Here is a 22,204-nt window from a genome sequence, read left to right on the forward strand (position 1 = left end):
TCACCAGCGCCGGCGGAGTTGCTTTAGCCTGTCGGGTCAGCCGGCCCACGACATGAGCCTCGCGGGTCGGCCGATATTTCAGAAGCCCGGGAATCGTCGCCGCCTTGGCGCTCACCACCTTCTTCGCGATGGTCAGCCGGTCTTCCACGAGGGCGAGGATCTTCTCGTCGATCGCATCGATGCGACCGCGCAATTCCTCAAGGGATTCCTGCCGGGCTTCTTCCGACAGACGTTCATTCAATGGTGGCATTGCTTTGTTCTCTTCGGCGCCCGCATGCATGCGGACGTTCAGCTCTAACGGGAGACTATGTCGCTTCTAACCGGCCGCCCTCAGGCGTACCGGCCCATAAAGAGCGCGAAATAATAGGAGCGCTGCCAAGGCATCGAGGTCTGAACCCGTCCTTCGGTCATGCTGGTTGCTCCTACGACGACATTGTTGCGTCGGGCGGAACCCTGCCGTCCACGCCATCCCAAGTCAATATGGGATCCCAAATTTTGTTGTCTGTTGCCGCCCTGCCGCGTAACCGCACGCCATGGCTCAAGCCGCCGCCCTGACCGACAGCCTCGCCGCGTCTTTGATCGGACGCGCGAAGCGGCTCGTGGTGAAGGTTGGCTCCTCCCTGCTGATCGAGCGGGGGCAAGCCCGCGAAGCGTGGCTGGCGACGCTTGCCAGCGATATCCACGCACTCACCAGTCAGCAGAAGCAGGTGGTGATCGTCTCTTCCGGTGCGGTTGCGCTCGGGCGTTCCTACCTCGGCATGAAGGTGACCAGCCGGCTCGACCAGAAACAGGCGGCGGCGGCGGCGGGGCAGTCGCTCCTGATGCAGCATTGGCAGCAGGCCTTTGCGCCGACCGGGACGCGGGTTGCCCAGTTGCTGCTGACGCTCGATGACACGGAGCAACGCCGCCGCTGGCTCAATGCTCGCGCGACGCTTGAAGTGCTGCTCGGCCAAGGTGCGCTGCCCGTCATCAACGAGAATGACAGCGTCGCCACCGATGAGCTCCGCTATGGCGACAACGACCGGCTGTCCGCACGTGCGGCGCAAATGGTGCAGGCCGACGCCCTGTTACTGCTATCGGACGTCGATGGCCTCTACAGCGCCGACCCGAGCGCTGACCCAAACGCCCGTCACATCCCGCACCTCAGCGATGTGGATGCCGACAGTGAGCGGGCAGCGTCCGGAGCGAAAAGCGGTGGCGTGGGAACGGGCGGCATGCGGACGAAGCTGATGGCGGCCTCGGTCGCGCGCGGGTCCGGCTGCACGACGATCATCGCAAGCGGCAAAGAGGACCACCCGATCGGACGATTGCTGAACGGCGCTCGGGCGACGGTGATCAGCGCGCCGGGCACGCCCGCAACCGCCTACAAGCAATGGATAGCGGGCGCACTGGCACCGGCCGGAACGCTCACTCTCGATCACGGTGCGCTGGCGGCGCTGCAATCCGGCAAGAGTTTGCTGCCGGCTGGGATAACGAGCGTGTCGGGCGACTTCTCCAAGGGTGCCTGCGTTGCCGTAACCGACACGTCGGGAGCGGAGATCGCGCGAGGGGTCGTGAACTACTCGTCCCGCGACATCGGCCTGATCAAGGGCCAGGCGACCGACCGCATCGAGGAACGCCTGGGCTACCGCGGCCCGGATGTCGTCATTCACCGCAACGATCTGGTCTTGAAATGAGCATGGGAGAGCAATTGCTGCAGCTTGGACAACAGGCGCGCGAGGCCGCCAACCAGCTGCGGATCCTCTCGGCCGACACTCGGTCCGAGGGCATCCGCGCCATGGCAAGGAAGGTGCGCGACAGCGTGGCGGAGATCGTCACGGCCAATGAGGAGGACATGGGGGCGGCCACGCAGAACCTCGATCGCCTGATGCTGAACGAGGCACGGGTGTTCGCCATCGCGGATGCGCTCGACGAGGTGGCGGCGCTACCGGATCCCGTCGGTGCCGAGATGTCGCGATGGCAGCGGCCGAACGGACTCGACATCGCCCGAGTGCGCACGCCCATCGGCGTCATCGGCATGATCTACGAAAGCCGGCCTAACGTCACGGCCGACGCCGCGGCCATCTGCATCCGGTCGGGCAATGCGGTGATCCTGCGCTCCGGCTCCGACGCGCTGAACAGTTCGCTGGCGATCCATCGCGCGTTGCAGGCAGGGCTCGCCGAGGCGGGGCTGCCTATCCATGCCGTGCAGTTGGTCGACACGCCGGACCGCGCCGCCGTCTCGGCACTGCTCGGGGGGCTAAACGGCAGCGTCGACCTGGTCATCCCTCGCGGTGGCAAGGGGCTGGTCCAGCGAGTGCAGGACGACGCGAAGGTGCCGGTGCTGAGCCACCTCGAAGGCGTCTGCCACACCTATGTTCACAAAGCTGCCGACCCGGAGAAGGCAGTCAGCATCGTCCGCAACGCCAAGATGCGCCGGGTCGGCATCTGCGGCGCGACCGAATGCCTTCTGATCGACGTGGACATAGCGCCTTCCCTGCTGCCGGGCATTGCGGCGGCGCTCGAAGGCTGCGAACTACGCGGCGACGATCGCGCCCGAGCCATCGTGGGCATGAACAGCGCAACGGAAGAGGATTGGGGCAAGGAATATCTCGCCCCCATCCTCGCCATTCGGGTCGTCGACGGTCTTGAACAGGCCATCGACCATATCGCCACCTATGGCACAGCACATACCGAAGCGATCATCACCGAGGATGCGGCGACCGCTGAGACCTTCCTTAACGAAGTCGATAGCGCCATCGTCATCTGGAACGCCTCGACCCAGTTTGCGGACGGGGGCGAGTTCGGTTTCGGTGCCGAGATCGGCATCGCCACAGGCAAGATGCACGCTCGCGGACCCGTAGGGCCGGAGCAGTTGACCAGCTTTCACTATCTAGTGCGCGGCGACGGGCAAGTCCGGCCTTAGCCTCAGCCCAGGCGACGCGGGTCCAGTTGCCAGCGCCCATTGGGACGCAGCCCTGCAAACGGGCCGGCCGGACGTGGGCGAGGAGTCATCCTGCCCTGGATATCGTGATCCGATCCCAATGCCGCGTCCGTGCGAGGAACGGGCTGTAGCCCGCTGACGGTCATGGTGAGACTCGCAGTGTCGAAGCCGATCCGCCCACGCGAAAGAGTCGAATTGCGATCCCAGCCGAAACTCTCCTGCCAATCGGCTAGTCCGTGGTAGCGAATCCTCCGCCACGCTTCCGGGTCGGGTTTGGACACGTCGTCGAGGAAGCCCTGGAAAGCCGCGGGCATGTTCACATAAGCATTGCGTCGTGCCGCATTCTTCCGGTTCAGAAAGACCACGCCGACCTTGCAGTCGGCAATGATGTTGCCGATTACCTCGTTGCTGTCGGACACCGGCCGCTTGCGGTCGGGACGTGTGATGTTGAAGATGGCGGCATTGTCGCAGCGGCCGATCAGATTGTGCGCGACAATTAGATTGCTGCTCGCATTATTGAAGATGCCCGACCCGGCGCAACCGCGCTGACCGGGTGTACCCGGCTCGGCATTGCGGACGTCCCAGATAATGTTGTTGTCGATGAGGGCACGGGCCGGGGTCATCTCGAAGTGGACTGCGGCGGACACCGTCTGGATGTCGGCGAAGACATTCTGCGTGACGCGAACATTTTCATTGTCCACGTCCCACCAGGCGCCATTGCCATGCCGCATGTGGCGAATGACGTTGCGGCGGAACAGCATATTCTTGGCGAAATGGAACTTGGCGCCTGAGGATTCCCAGCCGCGCTCCGCATCGGCCCAGCCACACCACTCAATGAGATTGTCCTCGATCAGCACGTCGCTCGTGCGCATGCCGCCGAGCCCCAAGACCCCGCAATAGCGGATTGTGTTGCCGCGAATGACAATCCGCTGGCCGGTCTTTGCCGCGCCGGCGCTCTTCCCGTCGAAGCCGATGGCGAGACCCTGCCCGTTCGCCCATTCCAGCACATTATCCTCGATCACCCAATGGTCGCCGCCCGCGAGCGAGACCATCCCATCCTGCGGAAATGGGTAAGCGTTGCCGGCATGCTGGAATATAAGGCCCTTGATCCGGATGAATCCTAGCCCGCTTCGTGCCGGAACGAACGCCTGCTGGCGGGTGGTCGCCTCGATCAGCCGAGTGGCCGGCGTGCCGGAATCGAGACGGATGTAGATGGCGGTGCCATCGCTCTGGACCCAGAAGCGCGCTGTCGGAGAGCCGCCGACCTCTTGCATGATCGGGCCGCCACGTCGCCGCGCGGGAAGGCCGTCCCTCGCAACGGCCGGCTTCGTATAGTCTGGGATTGGCGGCAGGTCGGGGGCCCATAATTCGCGCAACTGCTCCACTGGCTCCAACGGCTTGCCGTCGGCAAACACCAGCCCACGGCGGCGCAGGTAGGGACCCATGTCGACCCGGGATGGATCCAGCCAGCTCCAGGATCCCATGATGCTGGGCAGCGCGAACGGATTATAGGCGTCGGGGAACAAGGTCCCGGACAACTCGTGGCGCCAGACCTGAACATCGGGTCGTGAGGGTGGAGCGCCCGGGAAACTCGGAAGCTCTGCAGGCCGCCAATCTTCCAAGACCTCCGAACCCGTGACGACCACCTTGGCGCCAGGTGCGGCTTCATAGCTGATCATCCGCGACGAGTCGGTGCCGCCGCGCGCCGGCCGCACGCACTCGCGATACGTGCCGCTGGCGATCACCACTCGCTCCCCAGGCTGCAGCAGCTCCGCCGCTCGGCCGATCGTCTTGAACGGGCGGGTACGGTCGCCCGGTCCAGCGTCGTCGGCCGTGGCCGCGATCGCGTCCACATGATAGGTGCGGGTAAAGGTCAGCGGCCGTTCCCAGCGTGGAAAAACTGTGCCGTCCGGCATGCGTTCGCTTGGTGTCGGCGCCCCCGCTGCCGTCAGAGCCTGGCTGGCCGATCCCGCGCCGAAGGCAGCGGCCGCCAGCATCGATGCACCTTGAAGCAGACTTCGGCGATCAATCCCTTGATCGTCCTCCGCAACATCAGGGATCGACCATGCTGGTTCCCGTTGATCGCTCATCCACCGCTCCTGTTATATCGCATCACCATTCCCGTCGGATCGTGTCCGGTCAACACAGCTTTCATGCACCAGAGTTCACGACACTCTTGACGAAGCACCCCTTATTCGTGCAAATGGGATCCCATAATGAGTTGCGGCGCTGGCTGCGCTCTCGGGGACTAGTCGGATCACATGACGATCGCGGGTGACATGATGGGCAAGAGCGTCTTTGGCGCCACCATCGTCACGCGTGTAACGACCATGGTGATTACCATCGCCACGCGGGGGGAACACGGCTGACCACGGTTTAACCAACCAGAGATCACCGACCCGCTCCCCCGAACCGGCGAGCGGGTTTTTTATTGCCTTTGAGACATGGAAACGGAAGACACATGAACGACCAGCAGGGGAACCAGGGCCACGCGGAGGCGGTACGTCCGCCGCTGAGCGTCCTCAAGTTCGGAAGCTCGGTACTGGCCGAAGAAGGCGATTATCCGGCGGTCGCGCTGGAAATCTACCGCCACGTCCGTGATGGCGAGAAGGTCATCGCCGTCGTCTCCGCACTGGCTGGCGAGACCGACCGCTTGTTGAGCCAGGCCGAACGGGTCGGCGGCGCCGACATGGACGCTCTGACTGCCCGCCTTGCGCGCGTCGGTGAACTGGAATCTGCCGCGCTGATGGCGCTCGCCGCCTGCCGCATGGGCATGCGCGCCTGCACCCTGGATCCGAACGAAATGGGTCTCAGCGCGACAGGAGCGCCGCTCGACAGCAACCTCAACGATCTCGATGCCGATTATGTCTGGAACAAGCTGGCCAACCATGATGTGGTCGTCGTCCCGGGCTTTACTGCCATGCATGACGAGCATGGCGTGGTCACCCTGGGCCGCGGCGGAACCGATCTGTCGGCCGTCTTCTTCGCCGACCGGCTCGGCGCCCATCGCGTCCGCCTGATCAAGGACGTCGACGGCGTCTATGCGGAAGACCCGGCCAAGAACCCGAACACCCAGCGTTTCGCGCAGCTCGACTATGCACGCGCGACGCAGGCTAGCGCCGGCTTGATCCAGGAAAAGGCGATCCGCGCCGCCGAAGCTGGAGACGTGCTGATCGAGATCGCCAGCCTGGCGCAGGACGGCGAGACCGCCATCGCCAAGCTGCCGGTCAAGCTGGCACCGCGCCCCAAGAAGCCGAAGCTGCGCGTGGCACTGCTCGGCTGCGGCGCGGTCGGCGCGGGTGTTCTTGCCCATCTGAAGCATTGGAGCGACCGGTTCGACGTCAATCCGGTGCTGGTCCGCCACCCGATGCGCTATGCCGATTCCGGCGACTTCACCAGCGAGCCGGATCATGCACTGGCGGGCGAGGTCGACATCGTCATCGACGTCCTGGTCGGCTCCGACTTCCCGGCGTCCCTGCTGGTGCCGGCGCTCAAGTCGGGAACGCACGTCGTGAGTGCCAACAAGGCGGCGCTCGCCAACCATTATGACGAACTGCAGCAGGCGGCGCAGACCGGCGGCGCAATGCTGAACTTCTCGGCCGCTGTCGGCGGCGGAACACCGGTGATCGAGCGGTTACGCGCGCTGGAAGGCCGCGTCGCCAGGATCGAAGGCGTGATGAACGGCACCTGCAATTTTCTTCTCGACCGGCTGAGCGAAGGCTGGACGTTCGACGAAGCGCTCGCCCGAGCGCGTGAACTTGGCTTTGCCGAGGAAGATTCGTCCGCGGACGTCGACGGTCACGATGCCGTGGCCAAGCTGTCGCTCCTGATTCGGCAGGGCTTCGATGTTCCGATTGCGCTGGGCGACATCGGTCGGCAGTCGTTGCGAGAAATCGATCGCACCGCTCTGCTGGAGGCGAAAGCCAAGGGCCTGGTTCTGAAGCAGGTTGGCCGCTGCGAGTTGGTTGACGGCAAACCGGTCGCATCCGTGGCGCTGGAATATCTGCCCGCGGGTCATCCGCTCGCTGCCCCGCGCAACGAGGAAAATGCCTTTGTCGTCACTGAAAAGGACGGCAGGCGCCATTGCCTGCATGCCAAGGGCGCGGGCCGCTGGCCAACCGCGGCTGCCGTCTTCTCCGACGTGATGGACATCTACCGCGCAGTCGCCGCCCGCCAGACCGAAGCGCCGAGCGTGGCGACCCTGCGAATGAGCGCCTGAGGAGAACCGACGATGTTGGACCAGGCCATCGCATCCGCACCCGCCAGCATCGGCAATGTCGCCGTGGGCTTCGACATTATGGGCCAAGCTTTTCCGGCTGCCCACGACACAGTGGTCGCGACGCGTGAAAGCGAGCCCGGAGTGAGGCTTGGCAAGGTGAGTGGGCTGGTCTCCTCGCTTCCGGAGGAAGTGGATCGCAACACGGCACTGGCGGCTGCTTCCGCCTTGCTGGACGCAGTGGGCAACCCCTTCGGGGTCCGACTGGACGTCGACAAAGGCGTGCCCATGTCGGCGGGCATGGGCGGCTCGGCAGCCTCGGCGGTTGCCGCAGCGGCGGCGGTGAATGCCCTGCTTCCAAACCCGTTCAGCACCGAGGAATTGCTGCCGTTCACCCTGGAAGGCGAGCGGGTCGCGTCCGATCCTGTGCACTGGGACAATGTCATGGCGAGCCTGTTGGGCGGCCTCGTGCTCGCCGCGCAGGAAACCCCGGCGAAGCTTGCTAAGCTGACAGTGCCGGACGGCGTCGTCACCATCATCCTCCATCCGTCGGTGAAGACGGAGACCAAGGCGGCGCGTGCAATTCTCCAGCGGGAAGTGCCGCTCAAGACCCTGATCGAGAACAGCCGCCGATTGGCCACCTTCGTTGCCGGTTGTGCAAGGGGCGATCTCGACCTCGTCCGCGCCGGTTTCGAAGACGTGCTGATCGAGCCGCAACGCAAGCACCTGTTGCCCTGCTTTGACGCGGTGAAGTCGGCGGCGCTCGACGCAGGGGCGCTCGGCTGCACATTCTCAGGCTCCGGGCCGTCGATGTTCGCCTGGGCGGAGGCGGGCAAGGCGGCCGCGGTGGAAGCAGCGATGGCCAAGGTATTCGACGAAGCCGGTCTCACCGCCAAGGCGTATCGATCGGCCAGCACCGAAGGCGTCACCGTTCAACCCGCGAAGGAAGCGGCATGAAGTTCCAGAGCACCCGCGGCGAGCATCAGGGGATTGAACTCGCCGACGCCATTCGCCTCGGCGCGGCGCCAGATGGCGGCCTGTTTCTGCCCGAAGGCATTCCCTTTGTCGGCGAGATCGACGGTGCGGACGATACGCCCGCGTTTGCAGAAGCGATGCTGCAGCCCTTCTTTGCCGGCAGCAGCCTGGAAGGCGAACTCGCATCTGCCTGCCGCCGCGCGTTTGCACAGCCGCTGCCGATTGCTCCGGTCGACAATGCGCGGCCGACGCTCCGTTCGCTTGAGCTGTTCCACGGCCCTACCGGTGCCTTCAAAGACTTCGGCGCGCAGTTCCTCTTCTCGTTGCTCGATACGATCGGCCAGCGCAGCGCGCCCTTGACCGTACTCGCAGCCACTTCAGGCGATACCGGCGCCGCAGTCGGCTGCGCTGCGGAAGGCCGGCTGGGCGCCAGCGCCGTGATCCTGTTTCCGGAGGGCCGCGTTTCCGCTTACCAGGCGAAGCAGATCAGCTGCTGGACCGCGCCCGTCCAAGCGCTGGAAGTCGAAGGTGACTTCGATGATTGCCAGCGGCTGGTGAAAGCCGCGTTCCAGGACCGTGCGCTGTCGGAGCGGCACAACCTCACCTCGGCCAATTCGATCAACATCGGCCGCCTGATGCCACAGATGGCCTACATCGCCGCAGCGGCAACGCGCACGTATCGAGAGACGGGAGAGAAGCCGGGCTTCATCATCCCGACCGGCAATCTCGGCCATGGCTTCGCCGCGCTTTACGCCCGCGCCATGGGTCTCCCCATTGGTCCGGTGATCCTAGTCACCAATGCCAACCCCGCCCTGTCGGAATGGCACAAGTCCGGCACCTACACGCCGCGCACCTCGCTTGCGACCATTGCCAATGCGATGGACGTCGGGGCGCCGAGCAATTTCGAGCGGCTTCAGTCGCTTAGCGATCAGCTGGGAACGTTCGGTGTCGAGCTGGTCGACGACGACGCCATCAAGGCGCGGATCGTCGCTGACTACCGCACTTCCGGCTACCTTTGGTGCCCGCACTCCGCCACTGCCGCCGAGGCGTTCGCGCGCCTGCCGGAAGCGGAGCAAAAGGCACGGCCGTGGCTCGCATGCGCCACTGCACACCCATACAAGTTCGCCGACGTAGTCGAACCGTTGGTAGGCGTATCCGTAACGCCCACCCCGGCGCTCGCTGCGATCGACCATCGCTCCAGCCGCGCCGTACCGATGCGCGCCAGCCTCGATGAGCTGGCCCGCTTTCTCGGCACCAACGACATTCAGGAAGACGCGGCATGATTGAGCAATCGTATGAAGATCGGGACGGATGGATTTGGCTGGACGGCACGCTCGTCCCGTGGCGGGAGGCACAACTCCACGTTCTGTCTCATAGCATGCATTATGGCGGCGCCGCATTCGAGGGTCAGCGCGCCTACGACGGCGTCATCTTCAAGCTCGACGAGCATACGCGCCGGCTGAAGCAGAGCGCCGAACTTCTTGGCTACACCATCCCGTGGACCGATGAGGAGATCAACGCCGCCTGCAACCAGGTGGTCGCCGCCAACGGCCTCAGTGACGCTTACGTCCGACCAATCGCCTGGCGAGGTGCCGAAAAGCTTGCCGTGTCGGCACCGCAGGCCAAGGTCCACCTGGCGGTCGGCGCCTGGACGTGGGGCGCCTATTTCGGGGAAGAGGCCCTGCGCAAGGGCGCCAAGGTCGACATCTCCGATTATCGCCGACCCGCCCCCTTCACGGCGCCGGTGCATTCGAAATCGTCGGGCCTCTACATGATCTGCACCATTGCCAAGAACCGGGCAGAGGCGAAGGGCTGCAGCGAAGCCATGATGCTCGACTGGCGCGGCCAGGTCGCCGAGGCGACCAGCGCCAACATCTTCTTCGTGCGGGACGGTGAGCTGTTCACGCCGACCCCGGACTGCTTCCTCGACGGAATTACGCGCCGCACGGTGATCGGCCTTGCCGAGCAGCGGGGGCTGACCGTCAACGAGCGCGCAATCTGGCCCGAGGAACTCGAAAGCTTCCAGCAATGCTTCCTCACCGGCAGCGCCGCCGAGGTGACGCCCGTGGCGGAGATCGGGTCGTGGCGCTTCGAGGTCGGTGACCTCACCCGCCAACTCGCCCGTGATTACCAGTCGCTGGTGCGCAGCGGATCCCGGGCGGAGCTGTCGAACGCGGCTTAGCTTCGCATCGTCCCGTTCGGATTGAGCCGGACCGTCCGGCCGGTTCTTGCCGACGCGTAGATTGCTTCAATCAGCCTCATGTCACGGAGACCCATTTCGCCCGGAGTACGGATGCCTTTGCCGTCGCGGATCGCATCGGCAAAATGGTCGAGTTGTCCGGCAAATTGGCGAGTGGGATTGCCGGGGTTGAAGTCCCGCCGGTCGCGGCCGCTTTCCAGCACCATCTTCTGCCCCGAATAGCTGGTCGCCGGATCCATGATCAGCGCGCCGGTCGTGCCGCGCACATGGGCGAAATTGGTGCCTGCGGAGTCGTAGGAGGTGGCGAGTTGCGCTACCGCACCTGACGGAAATCGCCAGTGCGACGAGACATGGGCGAAGACCTCGGCGAAGCGCGGGTCTCCGGCTGGGCGGAAAGTGCTGGCGCTGATGCTCTCCGGCATTTCGCCAGACAGATAGAGCGCCGACTGCAAGCCGTAGAGGCCGTAATCCTCGAGCGGTCCACCGCCGGCAAGGGCCCGGCTAACGCGCCAGTTCTCGGCCGCGGTGGTCGGTGGCAGGCGGTAGCTTTGCTCCGTTCGGATCAGGCGCAACTGACCGACTGCCTTGTCGCGCATCAATTGCATTGCTTGCAAATTGAACGGCTCAAAATGCGAGCGGTAGGCGATCATGAGTTTCTTGTTCGCGCGTTTGCCCGCAGCGATCATCGCGGCGCACTCGGCGCTGGAGAGTGCCATCGGCTTTTCGCACAGGACATGCTTGCCTGCGGCGAAGGCACGGATGGCGAAGTCGGCGTGAAGCCCGGTAGGAACAACGATGTAGACGGCGTCGATCCTTCGGTCCGCAGCGATCCTGTCGAAGGTGTCGTAGGAGTAGCGCGCATCGGCCGGCACGCCATACGCGTCGCCGACCTTGGCGAGCTTGTCGGGATTTCCTGACACCAAGGCGGCGATGTGCGAACGCTCCGACTCGGCAAAGCGCGGCATCATCTGGTTGAGTGCATATCCGCCGAGGCCGACGATGGCGTAACCGACGCTATCCGCACGCTTCTTCTTGGAAGTCGTTTCGGGGAGATCGAGATTGCCGCGGAGGGGCTGTCCCGCTGCGCGCGGACGCACGCCTACCTGAGCGCTCGCTCCTTCAGATACGCCGACCAGAGCAGCCGAGGCCAAGGCGGCCCCGCCAGCAATTACAACGTCACGCCGTGTTGGATCGCGAAAGCCCATCATCACCTCCCATCTCGTCGGGATTGTTGTGCCACTATGACGTCAACGCGACCAGAGCCCTTGTTGCAGTCGGCAGCTCCTTGGACCGGCTTAAGACAGGCCTTCAATCACCCCTTCTTCCGTAAGGCGAATGTGTTCGGCGGCCGCGTGTCGCGGAAGGCCGGGCATGGTCATGATCTCACCGCACAGCGCCACGATGAAACCGGCGCCGGCCGCCAGCCGCACCTCGCGGACGTTGACGACGTGCCCCGTTGGCGCGCCCTTCAGGTTGGGGTCCGTCGAAAAGCTGTACTGCGTCTTGGCAATGCAGATCGGAAGGTGCCCGAGACCCGCCGCTTCCCACTGCTTCAGCTGTTGGTGGATACTGGGATCTGCAACCGCTTCCTCCGCGCGGTAAATGCGCGTCGCGATGGTGTTGATCTTCTCGAATAGCGGCAGGTCGTCGTCGTACAGCGTCGTGAACTGGGCCGACTGCTTGTCGCTAAGGTCCGCAACTGCCTGCGCCAGGTCAACGGCCCCTTGTCCGCCTTCGGCCCAGTGGCGGCAGACATAGGCCTCCGATCCGTGCGCGCGTGAAACGTCGCGGATGACGTCCACTTCCGCATCGTCGTCGCCGCTGAAATGATTGATTGCGACCACCACCGGGACGCCGAATTGCCGTAGGTTCTCGATATGGCGGACGAGGTTGACCGAGCCGCGCCGCACCGCGTCGACATCGGCAATATTGAGATCGTTCTTGTCGATTCCTCCGTTGAGCTTGAGCGCACGAACGGTCGCCACAAGCACGGCGGCGTCGGGTGACAGGCCCGACTGGCGGCATTTGATGTCGAAGAACTTTTCCGCGCCAAGGTCCGCGCCAAAGCCCGCTTCTGTGACGACGTAGTCGGCTTGTGACAAAGCGGTGCGGGTGGCGATCACCGAATTGCAGCCGTGGGCGATATTGCCGAACGGCCCGCCGTGGATCAGCACCGGATTATTCTCGATCGTCTGGACGAGGTTGGGGCGGATCGCGTCCTTCAGCAGCACCGCCATCGCGCCATCGGCTTTGAGATCGCCCGCCGTCACCGGCTTCTTGTCGCGCGTATAAGCGACGACGATCCGGCTGAGCCGTTGCTCCAAGTCCTGGAGGTCGTTGGCGAGACACAGGATCGCCATCACTTCGGACGCGACCGTAATGTCGAACCCACTCTCACGCGGATAGCCGTTGGTCGCGCCGCCGAGCGACTGGACAATGCCACGAAGCGCGCGATCGTTCATGTCCATGACCCGCCGCCACACCACCCGGCGGACGTCGATGCCGAGCGCGTTGCCCCAATAGATGTGGTTGTCGACCATCGCCGCAAGCAGGTTGTGCGCCGAGGTGATGGCATGGAAATCGCCGGTGAAATGAAGGTTGATGTCCTCCATCGGCACGACCTGAGCATAGCCGCCGCCGGTGGCACCGCCCTTCATCCCGAAGCAGGGACCTAGCGAGGGCTCGCGAAGGCAGAGGATGGTCTTCCGGCCGATCAGGTTCATCGCATCGGCCAACCCCACGCTGGTCGTGCTCTTGCCTTCGCCGGCGAGCGTCGGGCTGATGGCGGTAACGAGGATCAGCTTGCCGCGCTTTTCACCCGAAGGCGCGGCGGTGAGGTCCAGCTTGGCCTTGAAGCGGCCGTACGGCTCGACCGCCACTGCGGGGATTCCGATCTTCTCGGCCACTTCGTTCAGCGGGCGAAGCTTGGCCGCGCGCGCGATTTCCAGGTCCGTCACTCTCGCTCCTTAAAACTAGAGCAAGGGCGATATGCGGATTCCGCCGCCGCGTCAGCCGGGTTGAATATCGGAAAGGGATTGGGGACCGCGCACGAGGGGGAGTCTGACGCGGTCCCCAAAGGCGTCAGCGCAGGCCGCCACTCACGATCAGCCTCTCACCCGTCACCCAGCGGGCGTCGTCGGAAGCAAGAAACACTGCAACCGCCGCAATATCGTCCGGCTGGCCGGTTCTGCCGAGCGGTGTCTGGGCGACGATGCTCTGCTCGAACTCCGACCCGGTGAAACCCGAGGCTCGGGTGCCGTCGGTTTCCGTAAGGCCGGGCAGGATGGCGTTGACGCGGATCTTGCGTGGGGCAAGCTCATTGGCGAGCACGCCGGTGATGGCGTCGAGCGCCCCTTTAGTGCCGCTGTACACCGCCGAGTCGGCCGGCAGCAGGCTGGTCACGGTTGACGAGATGTTGATCACACTAGCACCCTCGGAAAGGTGCGGCGACGCCGCCTTCGTGGTGAGAAGCGGCCCGAGCACGTTGACGTCGAACTGGCGGCGGTAATCTTCCGCGGTCACCTCCTCGATCTTGGCCCAACCGTAGATGCCGCTGTTGTTGACCAGCACATCTAGGCGACCGAAATGATCGATGGCCGACTGGACGATCCCGGCGGCATCGGCTTCCTTGGAAACGTCGCCCTTCACTGCGACGGCCTTGCCGCCAGCCCCGATGATATCGCCGACGACGGCGTCCGCGCCTTCCTTGCTGGACGCGTAGTTGACGATGACGGACGCGCCCTCTGCAGCAAGCGCCCTGGCGATACCGGCGCCTATACCTTTCGATGCGCCAGTGACGACAGCGACTTTGCCTGACAATTTCGACATGTTCTTAGTCCTTCTTCGTGTCTCTCCGAGGGCAGCGGCATTGTCCGTGTCTTCGGTAGTTCGGGAATATGGAACTATTGAACCAGGCTTCAAGTCCCTCTATTTATTTTCATCATGCGGCCGCTTCTTCACCCATCAATCGATGAAATCCGACCGGAAGCGATCCTTCACGCGCTATCGGATCCCGTGCGCGCGACGATCTTTGCGCAGATCACGAAGCAGGGTTTCGTCCAGGCCTGTTCCAACCTCGCCTGCGTCGACGATCGGCAGATCCCCAAGTCGTCACTCTCTCAACACTTTAAGGTGCTGCGCGAGGCCGGCCTGATCCGCTCCGAGCGCCAGGGCGTGGAGATGCGCAACACTTCGCGCTGGGACGAGGTGAATGGGCGCTTCCCCGGTCTATTGGAGTCGATCGTGAAGGCTTACGGCAAAGTCGGCTGACCACCTCCCGCAGCGTTGGACTGAAGTGAGCTATCGCTTAGCTGAGGCAGTCACGCCAGCGTCGGTGTGTGGGATGGGGCGGATCGTGCCGTCCGGATTATAGTACATCGGCTCAATCCTGACCGCCCGCCGCCCAAGCGCGCCTTTCTCATCGCCGATGGTCAGCGAGGCGTCGTGGTAGAACATGTACCACTTGCCCTTGAACTCGGCGATGCCCGGATGGATGGTGAAGCTGTTCTTGCCTGACGCCATGATGTCGCCGCGAAAGGTCCAGGGCCCCGCAATCTTCGGCGCCGTGGCGTAGGCGATCCGCTCGTCCGGGCCCTGCTTCTTGTCTATCGAGGCGTAGGTCAGGTAATAGATGCCCTTGCGCTTGTGGATCCACGGGCCTTCTTCGAAGCGCGGGACGTTCATCTCGCGGATGGGGCCGTCCAGCTCGACCATGTTGGGCTTCAGCTTGGCAATATAGCATTTGGCATTGCCCCAGATCAGCCAGCTGGTGCCGTCACCTTCCGTCCACACGGTCGGGTCGATATCGTCCCAAGTGTGTGGCCCCTGCGGGGTCATCTGGTTGTAAACGAGGGCCGAGCCACGCGCGTCCTTGAACGGGCCAGTTGGGCTGTCCGAAACCGCAATCGCAATCGCCTTACCCGGGTGGGTCTTGTCGTGCTCGACGGCGGCGTAGAAGTAATATTTGCCGTTTTTGAACACCATCTGCGACGCCCAGGCGTCCTTGCTCGCCCACTTGAAGTCAGTCGCCTTCATGATCGGGCCGTGAAAGGTCCAGTGCCGCATGTCCGTGGTCGAGTAGGCCAGCCACTCGCGCATGTTGAACATCTCTTTGCCGCGCGCCTCGTCATGGCCGACGTATAGATAGAGACGGTTGCCGCGCACCAGCGGCGCCGGATCGGCAGTGAAGCGGTCGCGGATGATCGGATTGCTGCCTGGCGTGGACGGCCGCGCAGCGGCGGGCGTGGCCAGGGCGACGCCGGCGAGGGAAAGAACAGCGGCTCTGAACATCGACATTTGCCTTAGGCAGCAGCGCTTGTCACGGCGCCGTCGGATGCCGAGCCGACCAGCCGTGCATATTTGACGAAGGCCCCACGAACGTTCTGCCGAACCGGTGCAGGCGACGCTTCACGCGATGCAAGGTCCGCATCTGTCTCGATCTTCCGTCCTTCGACGTCGATGCGTACCAAGTCGCCCGTCTGCAGCTTAGCGATTGGGCCACCTTTCGCCATCTCGGGCGCGACGTGGCCGACCATGAAGCCGTAGGTGGCGCCGGAGAAGCGGCCGTCGGTGACCAACGCCACGCTGTCGCCAAGGCCTCGACCCTGGATTGCGGCCGTAATGGCAAGCATTTCGCGCATCCCAGGCCCACCGGCCGGCCCCTCGCCTCGGATGACGACGATATCACCCGGTTCGATCTGCCCGTGCGTCACGGCGTCGAAACAGGCTTCCTCGCCGTCGAAGACCTTTGCCGGGCCCTCGAAGAGCATTTTGTCGTGACCGGCCAGCTTTACCACGCAGCCGTCGGGCGCGAGGTTGCCGTAGAGCACGCCAAAGCCGCCGCGCGCCTTGATCGGCTTGTCGGCGGAGACGAGCACGTCCTGGCCCGGCGTCTCCTCGGCGTCGCGGAAATAGTCGAACAGCGACTTGCCCGTGACCGTCGGCGTATCGGTGATGAGTCCGGCTTCCATCAGCTTGCGGCCGAGCAAGGGTGTGCCGCCTGCAGCGGTCATGTGCGGCGCCATGTAGCGGCCGCCGGGCTTCAGGTCGGCAATCACCGGTGTCGCGCGCGACACTTCATCGAAGATGTCGATGTTGAACTGGTCCGGACCGATCCCCGCCTCGCGCGCAATTGCCAGCAGGTGGAGAACGAGGTTGGTCGAACCGGCCGTCGCCGTACCCGCCACCGCCGCGTTGCGGAGGCTCTCTGGCGTGATCAGACTGCGCGCATTGCGGCCTTCCTTCACGGCCTCAACCAGCCACTTGCCCGCCTCCGCCGCGGCATCGCCCTTGCGCGCGTCAACGGCGGGGATGTCGTTGAGACCCATCGGCGACAGACCAAGGAAGCTGAGCGCCAGTGCCATGGTGTTGGCAGTGAATTGGCCTCCGCACGCGCCGGCGCCGGGGCAAGCCGCTTTCTCGACCGCCTTCAGCCCTTCATCGTCCAGCTTGCCGGCGCTGTGGGCGCCCACTGCTTCGAACACGTCCTGGATGGTGAGGTCCTTGTCGCCGAGATGTCCCGGCATGATCGAACCGCCGTAAAGGACCACTGACGGCAGATCGAGCCGCGCCGCCGCCATCGCTGCGGCGGGGATGGTCTTGTCGCAGCCGACCAGGAACACGGCACCGTCCAGCATGTGGCCTTGCACCGCCAGCTCCGCGGAATCGGCGATCACCTCCCGGCTCATCAGCGAGGCGCGCATGCCTGGCGTGCCCATGGAGATACCGTCGGTGACCACGATCGTGTTGAAATCGACCGGGGTCCCACCGGCTTCCTCAATCCCGCGCCGCACGTGCTCCGCCAGAAAGCGCAGGTGCATGTTGCACGGCGTGACCGTCGACCAGGTGTTGATGATCGCCACCATCGGCTTCGCCATCTCCGCATCGCCATAGCCGGCGGCGCGAAGCATCGCGCGTGCGGGGGCCCGTGCCGGACCTTCGACGAGCGCACGAGAGGGAAGCTGGGAAGAGACGTCATTCTGTGGCATTTGGGATCCTGTCGGTTCGGACAAGTGCTGTGAAAAGCTCACGGCCCCCTACCCGAACCGGAATCGCATAGGCAATGCGGATTCCGCTTGCCGGGCAGCGCAGTTAAGCATAAGGGACTTTGCAAATGGGATCCCAAATGGGACCATTTAGAGAAGGGACAGAGGTCAGTGTCGGTCACGTCGAAAGACATGATGGTCATCAGCAACGCCGCGGCATTGTCGCGCGTAGCCCTTCTTCTTGACCTTATTAACGTCCGAGAGGGCGGGGTTTAGTTCTGGTAGCGGTCTAGGACCGGAATTCAGACCCCCCGCCCAGGACCGGACGGGGGTTTTCTTTTGCGCGACGAAGGAGACCTAAGTTGGAAAAGATCTACACCGGCAGCGACGCCGATCTGAACGTCCTCAAGGGCGGTACGGTGGCCGTGGTCGGCTACGGCAGCCAGGGCCGCGCCCATGCCATGAACATGCGCGACAGCGGTCTGGACGTGATCGTCGGCGCCCGCTCCGGCGGTCCGGCAGAGCGTAAGGCGAAGGCCGACGGCTTCAACGTGGTGTCCATCGAAGACGCCGTGAAGCAGGCTTCGCTCGTCTCACTGCTCACCCCCGACCTTGCGCACAAGCAGGTCTATGCCGAACAGATCGCGCCGAACCTGCGCGCCGGCGGCACTCTGGTCGTCGCTCACGGTTTCTCCGTCTTGTACGGCGAGATCGCGCCGCGTGCGGACATCGACGTCGTGCTTGTCGCGCCGAAAGGGCCCGGCGACCTCGTCCGCCGCGAGTTCGAGATCGGCCGCGGCGTCCCGGCGCTGTTCGCCGTCCACCAGGACTCGACCGGCAACGCCCGCGCTCGCGCTCTGGCCTATGCCGACGCAATTGGCGGCACCGTCGGCGGCGTCATCGAAACCACCTTCCGCGAAGAAACCGAAACCGACCTGTTCGGCGAGCAGGCCGTGTTGTGCGGCGGCGCGACCGAGCTGGTCACCGCCGGCTTCGAAACCCTGGTGACGGCAGGCTACAAGCCCGAGGTCGCCTATTTCGAATGCCTCCATGAGCTGAAGCTGATCGTCGACCTGCTCTACGAAGGCGGGATCGCGAAGATGCACGCGTTCATCTCGGACACGGCAAAGTATGGCGACCTTGTCTCCGGCCCGCGTGTCGTCAATGACGAGACCCGCGCCCGCATGCAGGAAGTGCTGGAAGATATTCAGAACGGCACCTTCGCCCGCAACTGGATCGACGAGAATGCGTCGGGCCGGAAGCAATATGACGCAATGATGCAGGCCGACCTCGATCAACCAATCGAAAAAGTCGGTGCGCGCCTGCGCCACAACATGGCCTGGTTGAACACCGCGCCGAAGACCGAGGCCGCATAAGGTGTCGGCGGCCGGCGCAACGAGGACGAGTGAAGAGCTGCAGCCGGTTTCCGGCGCGCGGCTCCTCACCCAGTCGCTGGAGCGCGAAGGTGTCACGCACATCTTCGGCTATCCGGGCGGCGCGATCATGCCTGTGTATGATGCGCTTACCGGTTCGAAGCTCCAGCACATCCTCGTACGCCACGAACAGGCCGCCGCCCTTGCCGCCGATGCCTATGGTCGTGTGACCGGGAAGCCGGGGGTGTGCCTCGCCACCTCCGGCCCCGGCGCGACTAACCTCGTGACCGGCATCGCCAATGCCTACATGGACAGCGTTCCGATGGTCGCGATCACTGGCCAGGTGGCAAGCCCGCTGATGGGCACCGACGCGTTCCAGGAAGTCGACATATTCGGCATCACCCTGCCGATCGTCAAGCACAGCTACATCATCCGCTCGACGGCGGAGATCCCGCAGATATTCGCTGAAGCCTTCGCGCTGGCTCAAAGCGGACGACCCGGCCCGGTGCTGATCGATCTGCCAAAGGACATGGGTGTGATGTCGGCGGTGCCGAACCCGGTGCGTACGCCCGCCGTACCGCACCCGGCGCATTGCGGCGATGAGTTGGGCACCGCTAACGCTTTGCTGGCGAAGGCCAAGAAGCCGATCCTCTACCTTGGCGGCGGCGTTCCCATCGCCCGGGCAGAACAGTCGGTCCGCGACTTTGCGGCGCGCAGCGGCATCCCTGTAGTCGCGACGTTGAAGGGCCTGGGCTCGGTTCCGACCACGGACGAGAACTTCCTTGGCATGCTTGGCATGCACGGCAGCCGCGCGGCCAACACCGCGATCGACGAGAGCGACCTGCTGATCTGCGTCGGCGCCCGTTTCGACGACCGCGCAACCGGCAAGCTCGACACGTTCGCGCCGAACGCCAAGGTCATCCATATCGACGCCGACGCCGCCGAGATCGGCAAGCTGCGCCGCGTTGAGGCTGCCTTGTGCGGCGAGATGAACGCGGTGCTGCAGGGTCTCGAAGCCGCGCCCGACACGTACAGCGGTTGGCTCGAGCAATGCCGTGCTTGGAAAGCGCAGTGGTCATGGGACTATGACGCTCCCGGGCGCGGTATTTATGCCCCTGCCCTGCTTCGTGAACTCTCTGAGCGCGCCGGACCGAAGGCGATCTTCACCTGTGACGTCGGTCAGCATCAGATGTGGGTGGCTCAGCACTGCCAGTTCTCGCGGCCGCAGGCGCACCTCACCAGCGCCGGCTTGGGGACGATGGGCTACGGCGTTCCTGCCGGCGTCGGCGCTTTGTTCGCGGAGCGGGATGCGACCGTGATCACCGTGACGGGCGACGGCTCGATCATGATGAACATTCATGAGCTGGCGACCATCCGCCGCTACCGTCTGCCGTTGAAAATTTTGCTGCTGGACAACAGCCAATTGGGCATGGTGCGTCAGTGGCAGGAATTGTTTTTCGAGGAGAATTTCTCGGAGATCGACCTCAGCGACAATCCCGACTTCGCCGAGGTCGCGCGTGCGTTCGGCATTGAGGCATTCACCATCGACCACCGTTCCGAAGTGGACGGAGCGATCGACCGGCTGCTGAGCACCAACGGACCGATCCTCTGCCATGCGCGCATCGACCCGCGCGAGAATGTTTGGCCGTTGGTGCCGCCCAACAGCGCCAACACCAACATGATGGAGCAGAGCAAATGGTAAATGCCCGGCTCCGCATCGATTTCGCCAACAACGAGGGCGCGTTGCTGCGCATCCTCGGTGTCGTCGAGCGCCGTGGATTCATGATCAAGTCGGTGGCGATGAACGAACATGCCGACGGCAGCTCGGCATCGCTGATCGTCGAGGTCCAGCCGCGCAGCGACGCGCGCCGTCTCGACGTGCTTGTCCCCTTTCTTCAGCGGCTTGTGGAAGTCCGCTCCATCAACGCCTTCGAACCCATGCAGGACCAAGCGGCATGACCGACCGTATCCGTATCTTCGACACCACTTTGCGCGACGGCGAGCAGGCCCCCGGCTTCTCGATGACCGTCGATGCCAAGCTCAGGATGGCGAAGGCACTCGCGGCGCTTCAGGTCGATGTGATCGAAGCCGGTTTTGCGGCGGCGTCGCCGGGCGATGCGCAAGCGGTCGCCACCGTGGCCCGCAACGTTGAGGGACCCACCATTGCCTCGCTTGCTCGCGCGCATGAAGGCGATATCCGCGCCGCCGCCGAGGCTCTGAAGGACGCGGCGAACAAGCGCATCCACGTCTTCATCGGCACCAGCCCCATTCACCGCGAGTTTAAGCTGAAGCTCAGCCGCGAGCAGGTGCTGGAGAAGATCCGCACCTCCGTGGCGCTCGCCCGCGAATTTGCCGACGATGTCGAATTCTCGGCCGAGGACGCAATCCGGACCGAGCGCGACTACCTCGCCGAAGCGCTGTCCATTGCGGCGGCCGCGGGAGCGACGACGCTGAACGTGCCTGACACGGTCGGATACACGACGCCGGACGAAATCTTCGACTTGTTCACCTTCCTCGGCACCGCCGTGGACAAGGGCGAGGACGTGATCTTCTCGGCGCACAACCATGACGACTTGGGCCTCGCCGTCGCCAACTCGCTGGCCGCGATCCGCGCCGGCGCGCGGCAGGTGGAATGCGCGGTGCATGGTATCGGCGAGCGCGCAGGCAACGCGTCGCTGGAAAGCTTGGTTATGGCGCTGCGCACGCGGTCCGATCATTATGGCGTCGATACCGCCATCGATGCGACCAAGATCATGGCCGCGAGCCGCACCCTAGCGCAGGCGACGAACCATCAGCCCGCACGCAACAAGCCTATCGTCGGCGCCAACGCTTTCGCGCATGAGGCCGGCATCCACCAGCACGGCATCCTGCAGAACCGCGCGACCTATGAGATCATGAAGCCAGAGGACATCGGCCTGTCGACCGACGGCATCGTCATGGGCAAGCATAGCGGCCGCCACGCGCTCGCCTCGCGCGCCAAGGCGCTGGGGTTCCCGCTGGAGGGCGAGAAGCTCGACAAGGCCTTCGCGGAGTTCAAGACGGTCGCGGACGAGATCGGTGTCGTCGACACCGCCCGTTTGCTTGCGCTTCTGGAAGGGCTGGAGAGTCGTCGCAGCAAGCGCCTCTGGTCTCTCGGCAAGGTCGACATCCGCGCGCCCGTGAACCCGACCGCCTACCCGGTCGCCCGAGTCGAACTGGAGCATGGCGAGCGAGGGCGGATCACGGACCTTGCTTCGGCACCCGGCGCGCTCGACGCGGCGTTCACCGCCGTCAGCCAGATCATGGGCATTCCCGCCCGCGTGGACATGCTCGACATGCAATATGTCGCCGCCGATCCGAACGACGAAAGTGAAGGCGAGCAGGGCGCGGCCGTGCTGGTCGAGATGGCCATCGAGGTCGACGGCGAGCTCTACACCGGCCGTGCGCGAGCTCGCGACATCCTTCCCTGCTGCGTCTCCGCCTATATCGATGCCGCCAGCAACGCCGAAGCGGTCCGCCGTATGCGCGCATCCGCGCCCGCTCAGGCGGCGTAAC

The 22,204-nt window shown here is 64.4% G+C and carries 17 protein-coding genes and 1 pseudogene; 11 read left to right on the forward strand and 7 right to left on the reverse strand.

What is annotated here, in order from left to right; translation table 11 throughout:
- Nucleotides 1-16: 16 nt before the first annotated feature.
- Nucleotides 17-280: pseudogene (locus tag G7077_RS14485) on the reverse strand (chorismate mutase); the annotation flags it as partial.
- Nucleotides 281-533: 253 nt separating this feature from the next.
- Between G7077_RS14485 and proB the strand changes: the two are divergent.
- Together proB and G7077_RS04725 are read left to right on the forward strand one after the other, a co-directional pair.
- The gene (gene proB, locus G7077_RS04720) at nucleotides 534-1,676 is read left to right on the forward strand and encodes a glutamate 5-kinase (RefSeq protein WP_166410700.1); all 1,143 of its coding nucleotides are present in this window, start codon (nucleotides 534-536) and stop codon (nucleotides 1,674-1,676) included.
- Between the two features lie 2 nt (nucleotides 1,677-1,678).
- Nucleotides 1,679-2,905 carry a glutamate-5-semialdehyde dehydrogenase gene (locus G7077_RS04725; protein ID WP_246167394.1) on the forward strand — a complete coding sequence of 409 codons (1,227 nt, stop codon included), beginning with the start codon at nucleotides 1,679-1,681 and terminating at the stop codon, nucleotides 2,903-2,905.
- A gap of 2 nt (nucleotides 2,906-2,907) precedes the next feature.
- Here the strand turns inward: G7077_RS04725 and G7077_RS04730 are convergent, their stop codons facing one another.
- A complete protein-coding gene (locus G7077_RS04730; RefSeq protein ID WP_166410702.1) occupies nucleotides 2,908-5,013 on the reverse strand; it encodes a right-handed parallel beta-helix repeat-containing protein in 2,106 nt (701 codons plus the stop codon).
- A 371-nt stretch (nucleotides 5,014-5,384) separates the two neighbouring features.
- Here G7077_RS04730 and G7077_RS04735 point away from each other — a divergent pair, with 371 nt between their 5' ends.
- From G7077_RS04735 to G7077_RS04750, 4 genes are read left to right on the forward strand one after another with little or no spacing between them, the layout of a single operon-like run.
- The gene (locus G7077_RS04735) at nucleotides 5,385-7,142 is read left to right on the forward strand and encodes a homoserine dehydrogenase (RefSeq protein WP_166410703.1); all 1,758 of its coding nucleotides are present in this window, start codon (nucleotides 5,385-5,387) and stop codon (nucleotides 7,140-7,142) included.
- A gap of 12 nt (nucleotides 7,143-7,154) precedes the next feature.
- Entirely contained in the window at nucleotides 7,155-8,096 is a 942-nt protein-coding gene (locus G7077_RS04740; RefSeq protein ID WP_166410704.1) for a homoserine kinase, read from the forward strand.
- Entirely contained in the window at nucleotides 8,093-9,397 is a 1,305-nt protein-coding gene (gene thrC, locus G7077_RS04745) for a threonine synthase (protein WP_166410705.1), read from the forward strand. Before G7077_RS04740 ends, thrC begins: the two co-directional genes overlap by 4 nt.
- Nucleotides 9,394-10,296: a branched-chain amino acid aminotransferase gene (locus G7077_RS04750; RefSeq protein WP_166410706.1), complete on the forward strand. Its 903-nt coding sequence runs from the start codon at nucleotides 9,394-9,396 to the stop codon at nucleotides 10,294-10,296. The genes thrC and G7077_RS04750 overlap by 4 nt, the downstream gene beginning before the upstream one ends.
- On the opposite strand, the gene G7077_RS04755 is transcribed toward G7077_RS04750, so the two are convergent.
- The 3 genes from G7077_RS04755 to G7077_RS04765 all read right to left on the reverse strand — a co-directional run bounded on the left by G7077_RS04755 (nucleotide 10,293) and on the right by G7077_RS04765 (nucleotide 14,142).
- Entirely contained in the window at nucleotides 10,293-11,411 is a 1,119-nt protein-coding gene (locus G7077_RS04755) for a Gfo/Idh/MocA family protein (RefSeq protein ID WP_246167395.1), read from the reverse strand. The two genes, G7077_RS04750 and G7077_RS04755, sit on opposite strands and share 4 nt — an antisense overlap.
- 198 nt (nucleotides 11,412-11,609) lie before the next feature.
- A complete protein-coding gene (locus G7077_RS04760; protein WP_166410707.1) occupies nucleotides 11,610-13,271 on the reverse strand; it encodes a formate--tetrahydrofolate ligase in 1,662 nt (553 codons plus the stop codon).
- A gap of 124 nt (nucleotides 13,272-13,395) precedes the next feature.
- Nucleotides 13,396-14,142, reverse strand: coding sequence for an SDR family NAD(P)-dependent oxidoreductase (locus tag G7077_RS04765; RefSeq protein WP_166410708.1), 747 nt, complete (start codon nucleotides 14,140-14,142; stop codon nucleotides 13,396-13,398).
- A gap of 114 nt (nucleotides 14,143-14,256) precedes the next feature.
- Between G7077_RS04765 and G7077_RS04770 the strand changes: the two genes are divergently transcribed.
- On the forward strand, nucleotides 14,257-14,583 hold the full coding sequence (locus G7077_RS04770) for an ArsR/SmtB family transcription factor (RefSeq protein ID WP_166410709.1): 327 nt from the start codon (nucleotides 14,257-14,259) through the stop codon (nucleotides 14,581-14,583).
- Between the two features lie 30 nt (nucleotides 14,584-14,613).
- On the opposite strand, the gene G7077_RS04775 is transcribed toward G7077_RS04770, so the two are convergent.
- Together G7077_RS04775 and ilvD are read right to left on the reverse strand one after the other, a co-directional pair.
- On the reverse strand, nucleotides 14,614-15,603 hold the full coding sequence (locus G7077_RS04775) for a glycoside hydrolase family 43 protein (RefSeq protein ID WP_166410710.1): 990 nt from the start codon (nucleotides 15,601-15,603) through the stop codon (nucleotides 14,614-14,616).
- Between the two features lie 11 nt (nucleotides 15,604-15,614).
- Nucleotides 15,615-17,300, reverse strand: a complete 1,686-nt coding sequence (ilvD, locus tag G7077_RS04780; RefSeq protein ID WP_166410711.1) for a dihydroxy-acid dehydratase — start codon at nucleotides 17,298-17,300, stop codon at nucleotides 15,615-15,617.
- A gap of 359 nt (nucleotides 17,301-17,659) precedes the next feature.
- Between ilvD and ilvC the strand changes: the two genes are divergently transcribed.
- The 4 genes from ilvC to G7077_RS04800 are packed head-to-tail and all read left to right on the forward strand — an operon-like array spanning nucleotide 17,660 to nucleotide 22,203.
- A complete protein-coding gene (ilvC, locus tag G7077_RS04785) occupies nucleotides 17,660-18,673 on the forward strand; it encodes a ketol-acid reductoisomerase (RefSeq protein WP_166410712.1) in 1,014 nt (337 codons plus the stop codon).
- A 1-nt stretch (nucleotide 18,674) separates the two neighbouring features.
- On the forward strand, nucleotides 18,675-20,372 hold the full coding sequence (gene ilvG, locus G7077_RS04790; RefSeq protein WP_166410713.1) for an acetolactate synthase 2 catalytic subunit: 1,698 nt from the start codon (nucleotides 18,675-18,677) through the stop codon (nucleotides 20,370-20,372).
- The gene (locus G7077_RS04795) at nucleotides 20,366-20,629 is read left to right on the forward strand and encodes an ACT domain-containing protein (protein WP_166410714.1); all 264 of its coding nucleotides are present in this window, start codon (nucleotides 20,366-20,368) and stop codon (nucleotides 20,627-20,629) included. The genes ilvG and G7077_RS04795 overlap by 7 nt, the downstream gene beginning before the upstream one ends.
- Complete coding sequence (locus G7077_RS04800) at nucleotides 20,626-22,203, forward strand: 2-isopropylmalate synthase (protein ID WP_166410715.1); 1,578 nt, start codon at nucleotides 20,626-20,628, stop codon at nucleotides 22,201-22,203. Before G7077_RS04795 ends, G7077_RS04800 begins: the two co-directional genes overlap by 4 nt.
- Nucleotide 22,204: the final 1 nt, after the last annotated feature.

The organism is Sphingomonas piscis (genome assembly GCF_011300455.1).
Classification (GTDB): domain Bacteria; phylum Pseudomonadota; class Alphaproteobacteria; order Sphingomonadales; family Sphingomonadaceae; genus Sphingomicrobium; species Sphingomicrobium piscis.